Here is a 12,880-nt window from a genome sequence, read left to right as displayed (position 1 = left end):
TTACTTGACTAATTTAGAACTTTTCCGATTGACTGAAAGTTCAATTATGAACTCAGTTCCTTTTCCTGGGAATGAGTGACAACTGATTTTGCCACCATGCTTTTCTACAATAATTGTGTAGCTAATAGATAATCCTAAACCAGTACCTTTGCCAATAGGTTTAGTAGTAAAGAAAGGATTGAAAATCTGAGAAAGTATATCTGAACTCATACCGGAAGCATTATCAGCAATGCGAATAGCTATCAGATTTGGCTCTAATAACTCAGTAGTTATTTTGATATAACCTGGATTAAGTTCATCATTCTCCAATGAACGGTGAGAGTTATACTCTTCCAAGGCATCAATAGCATTAGCTAATAAATTTAGAAATACTTGGTTAAGCTGACTTGGATAACAATCTACTAATGGTAAAGAGCCATAATTTTTGATAATTTGAATATTACAATTGACTGACTCATTTTTGAGTCGATGTTGCAAGATTAGTAAGGTACTATCAATACCTTCATGAATATTTACTGGCTTCATTTCTGCTTCATCTAAACGGGAGAAGTTACGTAAGCTCAGAACTATCTGGCGAATCCGATCGGCTCCAATCTTCATTGAAGACAGCAATTTGGGTAAGTCTTCAAGCAGAAATGGCAAATCGATATCCTCTTGTTCTGCCAGCATTTCAGGAGTCAGATTGGGTGATATTTTTTGATAAGTGTTAATTAGATGCAATATATCTTTAATGTATTCACTAGCATGAGAAATATTGCCATAAATAAAATTAATTGGGTTATTAATCTCATGAGCTATACCAGCAACTAATTGACCTAATCCAGACATTTTCTCTTTTTGAATCATCTGTAACTGTGTCGTTTGTAGCTGTTTTAGTGTAAGTTCTAATTGTTGTGCTTGTTCTTCCAGACACACATTTTTCTCATTTAATTCCTGTGTTCGTTCTTCAACTTTTAGTTCTAGGTTTTTGCTATGATTCTCTAATTCTTGGTTAGCTTGTTGCAGATTATCATTTAGTTTAGATAGATTAGTATACAACTTGGCATTCTCAATAGAAATAGCTGCTTGAGAGGCCAGAATTTTCAAAACTTCTAAACGTTCAGTAGTAAATGCATTCGTTGTTAAGTTATTTTGCAGATACAAAATTCCGATAAGCTTACTTTGATGAATTATCGGCGTGCATAAAACTGACTTACATTTATTCTGAATAATATAAGGATCACCGGTAAATTTTCCTTCAGAGCTAGCATCACCAATAACGACACTTTCTTTAGTTCTCATCACATAGTTGAGTATAGATATTGGTACATATAGACTATTGTCTAAAGACATAGAAGTTTCCAAAAACATCTCATTGTTGTTAACTCCTACAAATGCTTCAATTATCATTTGACCATTTTTCTCTAAAAGGAAACAGCTAGTTTGTGCACCAGCATTTTCCATAACAATTTTCATTAACTTAGCTAGCAATTCATCTAGCATGATTTCGCTAGAAATAGCTTGCGAAGCTTTAAAAACTGTAGATAAATCAAAAGATGCCAAATTATTGATCTTACTTGAAGTGGTTCGCAAGCTAGCCTTCAAACTAGATGACTCTTGATTTATCCTCAATGGGCAATAATCGGGGTATTTTGACTCTAAATCATTGACTTTTGCGATCGCTCCCCAACGGATATAAGCATGATAAGATTCTCTCAGATAGAAGATCGCCTGTTGCTCTCTACCACGGGAAAAGTAAAATTCTGCTGCTAACTCGCTGGCTAGTGCTTCTTCTTGAAGATATCCCTGTTCTTTGGCCCCTTGAATAGCTAGCTCATAATACTCCATAGCTATAAAGGGTTGTCCTAAAACTCGCGCTTTTTCTGCCTCTACTAAATCATATTTATGCTGATAGTTAGCAGGAGCGTGACCAGCCCATATCTGCATTTTTTCCTGATTGGCATTGATAGCAGCCATATATTCTTGTTGAGTGTTAGCTTCAACATTGGAATATAACTTAATCATGGCTAAAGAATAATAAAAGTTATGGATGCTAATTGTGATCATCCCCATCACACTACTTATATATTCTGAAGCTAATTTGGCATTATCAAGTGCCTTAGTATAATCTTTAAACAAGTAAAGAAGAATCATTTTGGCAACATAAGCAGCAAATAAAGAAGTAACATTATTAGTAGCTTGGAGATATGGCAACATTGCTACTTCATTAAAACTATCGCCAACCAAATGACATTTATCTTGTGACATCCCCTGTAAGTTTAATGTCAATTGATGCCAGACTTTAATGTAGTTTATTGGGAAATCTAGTTTAAACTTTTGTAGCAAACCAATATATGATGCTTGCTGCTGAACTACTGATTCGAGTTGTTCTCCTCTAAAAAATATATGACCGCAATAGTGGATAGAGCAATAACCAGCGTATTCTAAATCTCCAATTTCTAACGCGTTCTGAATTCCTTCCTGTAAAGGAGCAATACTTTTGCTAACATGCTCTTTCCAATGAAAAGTAAAACCATAAAATGGTGCGTATACTTTACTTTTAAGTTCCTTGGCTTGAAACTGTTCTAATATCTGCCAAGCTATTTGACCAGAGCGATATCCAACATCAATATTTTCTATATGGCTACACAACACCATGCCATAACAAGAATATCCAGCGGCAGCCAAAGGCGAATGACCGTGTTCAATACAGAGATTAACGACAGTCAAGATGATCTGAGGAAAAGTTTTCCCTGTTGGGTCAGTAATAAAAGCAGCACCACCAACAGTAACAAGGATTTTTAAAGCCGCAAGTATGTAAGGATCTTTGACAACTGGAAAATTTTCTAAATCTTGAAGCTGAGGTAAGTTAGCTATAGTGCTTTGCTTATTTGGCGTTGCTGAGAGAGAAATACCCAACTTTGCGATCGCTTCTAGTCCAGTATCAATGGCTTTAAGCATCTGATTTTGAGCCATATAAAACTGGATTTGTAATTGATAAGCCTTGACTTGATCGAGCAGATTATTAGCTTTTTCTAGAATAATTTCAGTTAGGATAGCTGCTCGTGTAAAATTAGTATTTAAGTACTCTAATTCTACGCTTTCTAGATGAAGTGTTAGCATCAAGTCATAGTTGTTTTCCCAACTCGATGGTGTCAGTAATTCTAGTCCACCTGTTGAATAGCTAAGAGCAGCTTCATAAGCTGATGATGCTTTTGCTTTTTGGCTAGCTATCAGATTTAATTTAGCTAGCTGGTCTTTTTGAGATTGATCGCAAATAAATTCAGTACCAAAATTTAAGTGGTTAACAATATTAAAAATATTTTCTTCAATTTCCTCTATTTGACAAGATTCTAGTATTAATTGCCCAATTTTGAGGTGAGTTTGTTTTCTTTGCGATTCTGGAATCAGGGAATAAGCTGCTTGCTGGATGCGGTCGTGGAAAAACTTATATGAAACTTTTAATTCTTGAGATTCTAAAGATATAGATATGTCTTTGTCAAAAAATAGTGGAGCTTTATAGTTATCGCTCAAGGGCAGAATTAGGCTGGCTTGAAGTGCTTCCCATAATTCAGAGGCGGTTTCTGACTGAGATTTTTCATTTACAATTGCTAGAATATCTATGTTAAACCGATTGCCAACACAAGCAGCTAATTTTAATACCTGTTGTGTCTCTTGGGGCAATTTTTTAATATTTCTGACAATTAATTCTAAAGCATCATAATCTGTAATCCCAATGGTCTGAATTTGATTTATTTCCCACTGCCATGTTCCACTATTAAAGTCAAAATTTAATAGCTTTTCTTGGTGCATAGTTTGGAACAACTGAGTTAAGAAAAAAGGATTTCCTTGAGTTTGATTAAAAAGAAGTTCAGCTAGTATTTTTGTTTTTTCTGTTGCAGTATGAAGTGTATCGACTATTAATTCATGCACATCACTAATATTTAAAGGCTTGAGTGTAATATTATTTACAATCGCTCCTGATTTTTGGATTTCATTCAAAGTTTGATTCAAATGATGAGTTGATATGACTTCGTTATCTCGATAAGCCCCAATCATCAAAAAATATTGGCTATCATCAAGCATCAACATCTGAATCAATTTTAGAGACGCTAAATCTGCCCATTGTAAATCATCGAAAAATAGAACAAGTGGGCGTTCTTTTTGAGTAAATACTTGAATAAACTTTTGAAATGCTCGATTAAAACGGTTTTGGGATTCAATTGCTCCTAATTGTGGCACAGGTGGCTGTTGACCTACAATTTTTTCAATCTCAGGAATAACATCAATAATAACTTGACCAATTTCACCAAATGCTTCTAAAAGTCGCTGTTTCAAAACAATTATTTTTTCAGAGCTTTCTGTTAATAACTGTTGGGTCAATTCTTGAAATGATTCAATTAGAGCCGTATAAGGAATATTTCGCTTAAGCTGATCAAATTTACCAGAAATAAAATATCCCTGTTGTTGGAGAATAGGTTTATGAATTTCATTAACTAAGCAAGATTTACCAATTCCTGCATAACCCGAAACTAAGATCATTTCACTTCTGCCAACACTTACTCGCTCAAAAGCTGACATGAGAGATGCTACTTCTGCCTCACGTCCATAGAGCTTTTGAGGAATTGTAAATTGGCTAAATTTATCTAACTTGCCAGGAATAAAGTTTTCGATTTTACCATTATTTAACAACTGCGTGAAACAAATCTCTAAATCTGCTTTTAACCCTAAGCCACTTTGATATCTTTCTTCAGCAGTTTTAAATAATAGTTTCATTACGATATTAGATACAGCCTCCGGAATTTTTCGATTTATCTCATGAGGAGGGATCGGCTGTTTGGCAATATGAGAGTGAATTATTTCTAAGGGATCAGTGTAATTAAATGGCAAATTGCCAGTCAGTATCTCATAAAAAGTTACGCCTAAAGAGTAAAAGTCTGTGCGGTAATCAATCGACCGATTCATGCGACCTGTTTGCTCTGGAGACATATAAGCAAGTGTTCCTTTAAGCAAATTAGGATTGCCGATCATTGCATTTTCTTTTGACAAGCGTGAGGCAATACTAAAATCACTAATTTTCACCTGCATTGACTTAGGGTTAATAATTATATTCTGTGGTTTAATATCTTTATGAATAATATGTTGTTCATGCAAATCTATAATAATATCCGTAAGTTGAATAGCTAGTTTTAAGCAATCTATTATATTAATTTTATTATTGTTGACAAATTGTTTGAGGTTTTGTCCTCCAATATCTTCCAGAACTAAAGCAATACTATCTTGATAATTTTCTAGCCTATAAGCTTTAATAACCCCTGGTAAATTTAATGATTTAGCAATTTCATACTCATGTTTGAAAGCTGTTACACATTCAAGATTAGCGTAGTCACTTTTAAGTATTTTAAGGATAACCATTCTTTCATTAGTAAGCTCCTGTGCCCGATAAACAACAGTATCTAGACCATCCGAAATTTTTTCTATAATTTTATATTCTGAATTAACAATCATTTTTTGTCTCCAACTAATTTTTAGAAAACTATTGATCTTGCTAGTATGTTACATATTGAAACTAAAACTTTTTCTATTTAGTTTAAATATGTAAACAGAAATGTCATTTCTTTTAGATACAAGTCTTTTAAATTAACAAGTTTTTATAATACCCATATAAATTTAGGGTATTTTTTTACTTTAAAACTTCTTTGGTAAATATATTGCTAATAACTCTTCTCCCTGTGTACCTATCTTTGCTAACATCTCTTCAATTCTGTGCATAGCTAGGCGTGATGGCTTGGAATGTCCATTTTCCCAACGATTAACTGTGGAATAAGTAACACCTAATGATGTTGCAAACTCTTCTTGTGTCAAACCAACGATTGTGCGAAGTTTAAGAATTAGCTTGCCAACTTCTGGTTGTTGGATTATTACCAAAGGGTTTTTAATCATCATGTAACTTAAAACACCATTTAATGTAGCAAGTGATATAGGTTTTGTTATATGCTACTGGTGCTAAGGGTTAGTTGTAACCCGCTAATATACTATTTTTTTGAAAGATAATCTACAAGGTCTATGTAATTACTACAATAGGTATTAAGGTAGTTTCTACTGTTACTGTCTCAAAAAATGCCAATAGTAATCTGCTTTTTACTACGCCAATTGATTGAGTCTTGTCGAGTTGACTCTATTCCTTAACCTTCTTTTACATTAGGAATATTAGCTCTAGGTGTCTTGGGTACAAGCAAAACAATTTTACGCAAATACGTACAAAGTAGAATTGTCTGTTTGATTGTGACTGGGCTGTTATTTGGAGTGTGTAGGTGCAGCCTGTTGTAAACATCATATTACCCCAATAATTGCTAACTTCTCTTGAGCCAACAGCAGATGAGGGTTCTTTTAGTAAAGACTATTTTGATTTTCGTACTGACTTTGGCGGCGTGGGCGAGTGCGCCAAAGTATTCCTCACTTTTTGTAACGCAACCACACCCGTAAATTTGCAGAATTCGCTGTTTTTATTTTTTGCTCAGGGTGTTGTAAAAACGCTAGGTTCGCTCACGCTCACCCTATGCGTGAGAGGTTTAGTAAAACACTTCAAAAACGGCTTGAAAATGCTTGTAGCCTAACCTAATTGGGTGGCAATTCCAAACTAATTTCACCCAACAAACCCTTGCGAAAATCTGTTAGAAGTTGTCTTGCAGCTCGCTCTATATCACCTTTGTAACGATGCTCTGCTAAGGCGTGCAGATAGATATCTCCGGTGTCTGATATCGCCGAATCGAGTTGGTAACGGGACTCTAATGGTTTTTTTGGTAATAAATCTGCGGCTACAGCTTCCAAATAGTTTAGTAAATCCACTAGGGCTGCTGCTACTAGCTGATTATCGTAAGATGCTTCACCGATATCATCACAAATAGCTAATTTTAATGCTGCATCTTGATTTTCTAATCTTACAGGGATAACACCAGGAGCATCTAGCAATTCCAAATGTTCGGAAATTCGCACCCAGCGGAGTTGGCGAGTTACCCCAGGACGAGCTGCACTTTCCACAACTCGCTTTCCCAACAGACGATTAATCAAAGCTGATTTACCGACATTGGGAAAACCAATCACTACAGCCCGCACTGGACGGGGTAACATTCCGCGATCGCTTCTTCTTTGATTTAGTTCTACCCCAGCGGCTTGCGCTGCCCGCGCTACTTCTGCTATACCTTTACCATGTTGAGCGTTGGTAAAATAAGGGACTTCCCCCTGACGTTTAAACCAATCTATCCACAGCGATCGCATTTGCGGCGTAATCATATCTACTCGGTTCAGTATCAACACCCGTGTCTTACCCTCCACCCACTCAGCCATTTGGGGATGGTGAGTCGCTAAGGGAATCCGGGCGTCTCGTACCTCAAACACTACATCTACGCGCTTGAGCTGTTCTTTGAGTTTCTTTTCAGCTTTAGCAATGTGACCTGGATACCATTGAATCAGGTTTAATCTATAGTTTTGAGTTATAGCCATTTGTCCTTTGTCCTTTGTTATTTGTTATTTGTCCTACCCTGCGGGAAGCCGCAGAAGCGTCTATATTATTTGTCCTTTGTCCTTTGCAAATGACCAATGACAAATGACTAATGACTCCCTCTAGCAGCTTGATGTAAAATCAGGCGATTGCCATCAGGATCATAGGCATAAATTTCTCTGCCGTGGGAAGCAATGGAAATGTCTCCTGGTGGAGGATAGCCCAAAGCAGTTAGGTGAGCGATCGCATCTTCTAAGTTACTTACCTCTAAACACAAACTTATCTTACTTTTGGCATTAGACATCGTTTCAAATTCAGATTCGTTTGTGTTCTTTGGTTTAAAAATACCTAATCGCATACTAACCAAATTAAATTCAGCATAGACATTCGGAATCAAAGGAACTGGCTTTTGCTCTAGTAATTTAGTATAGAAATTGACTAAATTATCGCAATTAACCGATGCTATGGCGATCAATGCGTTAGTGTACTGAAAACCCATATAGTCATCTATGCAAAAATCTGCTGTAAATTTAAAACAAAACCAGGGAGAACATCTTCACCCGATAAACGTGTGGGAGATTGTAAAACTTCCGGTACTTGATTGGGGCGATAAATTATTACTTGTTTATCTTTAGGATTAATTAACCAACCCAGTTGTAAGCCATTTGCTAAGTATTCCTCCATTTTGGCTTTAGTATCTTCCACATCATCAGTTTCAGAAACTAATTCCACTGCAAAATCAGGACACAAAGGGAGAAATTTCTTTCTTTGTTCTAGGGTAAGAGCATCCCATCTTTCTATCCTTACCCAAGAAGCATCAGGTGAACGAGTTGCCCCATTTGGCAGTTTAAACCCAGTAGAAGAATCAAAAGCTTTTCCGAGCTTATTCTGTCTGTTCCAAACTCCTAAATCAAGATACAGTTCAAAATTACGGTTTCCCGTTTCTCCTCCAGTGGGTGACATGATAATTAATTCCCCTTCAGCAGTTAACTCTAGTCGTAATTCTTTATTCACAGCTACAATCTGTGCAAATTCCTCATCAGTAAATTGCAGATTAGGAGGTAATTGTAAGGTTAAAGCAGTCATAATTCATTGCGCTCCACAAAAATCCTAGTTGCATTAAACCCATGCGCTGCTAATAGGGAAGATTTAGCTTCTACCTCTACTTTAGGAATTCTCCCCAACAAATGCGCCGTTGTTTTATTTTTCAAGAAAAGTGTGGGGTAGGTATACGGGTGAGAGACTGAATCAGAAAAGAAGATGTGTAGTGTTATATCACTCACCACATACGCACACTATTTTTTGTATTCCAGATTATCGGTTAGCATTCTGTTTCATAGGGTAAACTGGGTTTATCCTATGAGAGAAAATGACCTCTCGATTTTGTGCTTAGTCTTGTAAAGGTAACGAGCGCGGAGGGATTTGAACCCCCGACCCACAGAACCGGAATCTGTTGCTCTATCCACTGAGCTACGCGCCCTTAATCCTCACTATTATAGCACGTTTGTGATAATATTTTCAGCCTTAAAGATAATTAGTCGGGTCTACAGGTGTACCATTGCGACGGACTTCAAAGTGGAGGTGGGGGCCAGTCGATAAACCTGTGGAACCAACAGCTGCGATCGCTTGTCCGCGTTCAACTGCTTGTCCGTCAGCAACATATAATTCACTGCTATGTCCGTACAGTGTTGTAATGCCATTGCCGTGATCGATAATTACCGCTCTGCCATAACCACCATACCACCCAGCAAAAATTACTGTTCCCGAATCGGCTGCCCGAATTGTACTGCCATAGCTAGCGGCAAAGTCTAAGCCGGCGTGAAAACGACGATAGCCGAGAACAGGGTGCATCCGCCAGCCAAAGGGACTGCTCGTAGAAGCATTGCTAGGATATGCCATGACACCAGTTCCGCGAATGATCACACTTGTCCGGCTGTTGGTTTTTGCTTGAGCTTCTGCTACTTTTTGTTGAATCAAGACTTCCAGATTTTTGGATTCCCTCTCTAGCTGGTTTTGTGCGGCTTCCAAGGCTAGGCGATCGCTATTGAGGCGTTGAATCAATTCTGATTGCGATTGCGCCTGGGTTTGATAATCGGATTTTTGTGCTAAAAGTTGCTCACGAATTAAAGCAATTTCGTTTTTTTGCTGTTCTACGTCAGTTTTTTGTTGATTGATCAGGTTTGCTTGGGTGTTGAGTTTTACCAAAATTTTCTGGTCTGCCTGAAACACTAACTTCAACTGATGACGACGGCTAATAAAGTCGCTGATATTTTGACTTTGCAATAAAACCGCCCATCCGACAGATGCAGGCGATCGCTGGAGATAACGCAATCGTGCTACTGTTGCTATTTGCCGCTCCTGATAGGAACGTTCCGCCACAGCTAAATCAGTTTCCAATTGCTGGAGGCGTTGGGTGGCGAGTTGTAATCGTGATTCACTCTCTTGAAGATAGCTATCTGTAGTTTGCAGATTTTGCTTTAAACCAGTGAGGTGTTTTTGGGCCTCTTGTTGGAGATTAGTTAAGCGATCGCGCTCGTTAACCACACTCTGCTGCTGCTGGTTCATTTGTTGCTGCTGTTGTCGCAGAGTATCAATAGACCCTGTAGATGTTGCATAGACTGGAATTAGTGCCAAACAAATCCACAGAATGCAGCAAAATGCAATAGATAAAGAGCAATAAATCTGCTTTTTTTCTAGAAATCGCCCTCTCATAGTGTGAACCTAATCAAAACGATACTTTCAAACACTATGAGGATTATTCCCAAAATCTAATTCACCCACGCCAACACATTATTAAATTGGTCTGCCAAGTTGTAACACAAGGATTCCAGCTATGTCAGCATTGAGCAGGTATATCAAACCAATTAAAAATTAAAAATGTAAAATTAAAAATTGCAAGACGCTCTCTACGAGACGCTGCGCGTAGCTTGCTTCTCTGTAAGAGTACGCGGACTCGCTAACACTGCGCTATCAGTAGGGGCTTGTACCCAGAATTAATTAAAAATTATTATTTCTTTCAATTTTTAATTTTTAATCTTTAATTTTTAATTAATTCTGGTCACTGGGTGAGGTATATGAACGCACGTATAGCAATTCTCTTAATTACTTTAGTTTTTCCAGGTTTGGCGGTAGTGGGAGTATCGTTGTATTGGTTTAATCTCGATTATGCAGCACTGATCAAAGCTGAAAATAATGTGAAAAACCTGGTAGAGGTCGGGAAAGTAAATGATAGACAGTTAGAGTATGCCTATCATCGCACTTACATTCATCGCATCAACGTATTTGCCGATGGTACATGGGGATTACTGGGAGGTGTAATTACGGCGCTAGGGATACATGGATTAGTCACGATTAAAAAATAGGGAGTGGGGAGCAGGGGAAGATGAGGGGGATGAGGGAGATGAGGGAGCAGGAAAGCAGCAAAGAAGTTGCAGTAAGTTTTTCCCCTCTGCTCCAATCCCCATTAATTATGATTAGCTTTCCAGGTTGCCAAATCAGCTAAAGAGCGATCGCGGTAACGTCCATAACGCTCTGGTTTACTTTTGATTTTCATTCCTAAATCGGGAAAAATCCCAAAGTTAGGCGGCATTGGTTGGAAATGTTTCGGCGAAGCGGAACTAATAAATTCCAATAACGCACCCATCATTGTTGTTGGTGGTAAAACCAAAGCTTCTTTACCCAAAGCTAATCTTGCTGCATTAATTCCCGCCAAGCAGCCACCCGCAGCCGCAGCTGTATAACCTTCAGTACCAATCAATTGCCCCGCAGCTAACAATGTGGGACGCTCTTTAAATTGCAGGGTAGGATGCATTAATTGGGGAGCATTAATAAAAGTGTTGCGGTGCATTACTCCCAGCCGCACAAACTCTGCTTTTTCTAAACTGGGAATTAACTGAAATATTCGCTTTTGTTCACCCCAGCGCAGGTTAGTTTGGAATCCTACCATGTTCCACAGTTGACCAGCTTTATCTTCTTGTCGCAACTGCACCACAGCATAAGGACGTTCCCCTGTGCGAGTATCTGACAATCCCACTGGCTTGAGGGGGCCGTAGCGCATGGTATCTTCCCCGCGCTGTGCTAGTTCTTCTATGGGTAAACAAGCTTCAAAAAATTTCGCTGTTTCCCGTTCAAAACCCTTGAGTTCTGTTTGTTCCGCTTTACAGAGTTCTTCCCGAAAGTGCAAGTACTGCTCTTTATTCATTGGGCAGTTGAGATAAGCAGCTTCACCTTTGTCATAACGTGATGCCATAAAAGCAATGTCACGATTAATCGATTCTCCCACGATAATCGGACTAGCTGCATCAAAAAAGCTCAGGTATTCCATCCCTGTAAAGCGTTGCAAATCTTCTGCTAAATCGGGACTGGTTAATGGCCCTGTTGCCAAAACCACAATCCCTTCGGGAATTGCAGACACTTCACCCCGCCGAAATTCAACTAAAGGATGACTCGCTAAAGTTTCAGTTAAATCTTGACCAAATTGTCCTCTGTCTACAGCTAGCGCCCCACCGGCAGGAACAGCGTGTTCATCAGCTTTTGAGATGACAATCGAACCGAGTTGGCGTAATTCTTCGTGCAATAATCCCGCCGCGCGATCGCTTGCCATTGCCCCAAAAGAATTGCTACAGACTAATTCTGCCAAATGTTCTGTATGATGAGCAGGACTAAATCGCTTTGGACGCATTTCATGCAAAATTACTGGCACTCCAGCTTGGGCTATTTGCCAAGCTGCTTCTGTCCCAGCTAGTCCACCTCCAATTACTTGTATCGGTTGTGTTTCCATAGTTAAATTTTTAATTTCCATATCATCATAAGTATCTACCAGCATCAGCGCTAGGACGCATCAACAAGTAGGGAGTTTTAGACATAGCCAGTAGCCACAGCATAATGCACCATCAACAGCAGCAATTATAAATTATCTGTGTCAATTCCCTTTTCTTTGAGTTTAGCTAACAATTCTTGATAGCGTCTTGTTCCCGTAACTGGTCAATTTATACAGTGATCATCTTGATTAACTCTAATTACTATAATTTTTCTCTTTTGCAAATAATATTGCTGACTTTTTAACAAGTTGGTAATCTGATTATTTCTCAAGCTGTGTAATGTGTTTTAAAGCAGATTCGTAGTCACTTTCTTTTCCTTGTTGTTTATACAAATCGGCAGATTTACGAAAATATTCAATTGCTGCTTGCTTATCTCCTAAAGTAGAGTAAGCTAAACCCAGGTTGTAGTAAGCATTTACATAGTTAGGATCATTTTTGATGGCTTGGTTGTAATCTTCAATTGCTGCTTGCTTATCTCCTAATTCATAACGAGCTACACCCCGGTTGTAATAAGCTAGTGCATAATTGGGATTAATTTTAATGGCTTGGTTGTAATCTTCAATTGCTGCTTGCTTATCTC

The 12,880-nt window shown here is 38.2% G+C and carries 10 protein-coding genes and 1 tRNA gene; 2 read left to right on the top strand and 9 right to left on the bottom strand.

Annotation, left to right across the window (positions count from 1 at the left end):
• Positions 1-5,487 carry an ATP-binding sensor histidine kinase gene (locus tag ABF638_RS14885; protein WP_435023464.1) on the bottom strand — a complete coding sequence of 1,829 codons (5,487 nt, stop codon included), beginning with the start codon at positions 5,485-5,487 and terminating at the stop codon, positions 1-3.
• A 180-nt stretch (positions 5,488-5,667) separates the two neighbouring features.
• Positions 5,668-5,925, bottom strand: a complete 258-nt coding sequence (locus ABF638_RS14880; RefSeq protein ID WP_435023462.1) for a helix-turn-helix domain-containing protein — start codon at positions 5,923-5,925, stop codon at positions 5,668-5,670.
• A gap of 404 nt (positions 5,926-6,329) precedes the next feature.
• Between ABF638_RS14880 and ABF638_RS14875 the strand changes: the two genes are divergently transcribed.
• The gene (locus tag ABF638_RS14875) at positions 6,330-6,596 is read left to right on the top strand and encodes a hypothetical protein (protein ID WP_435023460.1); all 267 of its coding nucleotides are present in this window, start codon (positions 6,330-6,332) and stop codon (positions 6,594-6,596) included.
• 1 nt (position 6,597) lies between these two features.
• Here ABF638_RS14875 and ylqF read toward each other — a convergent pair whose 3' ends face one another.
• The 5 genes from ylqF to ABF638_RS14850 form a co-directional block, all read right to left on the bottom strand.
• Complete coding sequence (gene ylqF, locus ABF638_RS14870) at positions 6,598-7,482, bottom strand: ribosome biogenesis GTPase YlqF (RefSeq protein WP_069067830.1); 885 nt, start codon at positions 7,480-7,482, stop codon at positions 6,598-6,600.
• Between the two features lie 107 nt (positions 7,483-7,589).
• Positions 7,590-7,979 carry a VOC family protein gene (locus tag ABF638_RS14865; protein ID WP_435023458.1) on the bottom strand — a complete coding sequence of 130 codons (390 nt, stop codon included), beginning with the start codon at positions 7,977-7,979 and terminating at the stop codon, positions 7,590-7,592.
• Positions 7,980-7,987: 8 nt separating this feature from the next.
• On the bottom strand, positions 7,988-8,566 hold the full coding sequence (locus ABF638_RS14860; protein ID WP_435023457.1) for a Uma2 family endonuclease: 579 nt from the start codon (positions 8,564-8,566) through the stop codon (positions 7,988-7,990).
• 321 nt (positions 8,567-8,887) lie between these two features.
• Positions 8,888-8,960, bottom strand: a tRNA-Arg gene (locus tag ABF638_RS14855).
• Between the two features lie 44 nt (positions 8,961-9,004).
• Positions 9,005-10,192, bottom strand: a complete 1,188-nt coding sequence (locus ABF638_RS14850; protein WP_435023455.1) for a murein hydrolase activator EnvC family protein — start codon at positions 10,190-10,192, stop codon at positions 9,005-9,007.
• Positions 10,193-10,554: 362 nt separating this feature from the next.
• Here ABF638_RS14850 and ABF638_RS14845 point away from each other — a divergent pair, with 362 nt between their 5' ends.
• A complete protein-coding gene (locus ABF638_RS14845) occupies positions 10,555-10,842 on the top strand; it encodes a hypothetical protein (RefSeq protein ID WP_435023453.1) in 288 nt (95 codons plus the stop codon).
• A gap of 101 nt (positions 10,843-10,943) precedes the next feature.
• Here the strand turns inward: ABF638_RS14845 and trmFO are convergent, their stop codons facing one another.
• Both trmFO and ABF638_RS14835 read right to left on the bottom strand, forming a co-directional pair.
• Positions 10,944-12,260: an FADH(2)-oxidizing methylenetetrahydrofolate--tRNA-(uracil(54)-C(5))-methyltransferase TrmFO gene (gene trmFO, locus ABF638_RS14840; protein ID WP_181930810.1), complete on the bottom strand. Its 1,317-nt coding sequence runs from the start codon at positions 12,258-12,260 to the stop codon at positions 10,944-10,946.
• A gap of 300 nt (positions 12,261-12,560) precedes the next feature.
• Positions 12,561-12,880 (bottom strand): tetratricopeptide repeat protein (locus ABF638_RS14835; protein WP_435023452.1); only part of this gene is annotated, 320 nt, incomplete at its 5' end.

Source organism: Nostoc sp. CALU 1950, assembly GCF_051172895.1.
GTDB lineage: Bacteria > Cyanobacteriota > Cyanobacteriia > Cyanobacteriales > Nostocaceae > Nostoc > Nostoc edaphicum_A.
The sequence above is the reverse complement of the archived record's forward strand: the minus strand, read 5'-3'. Positions and strand labels throughout refer to the sequence as shown.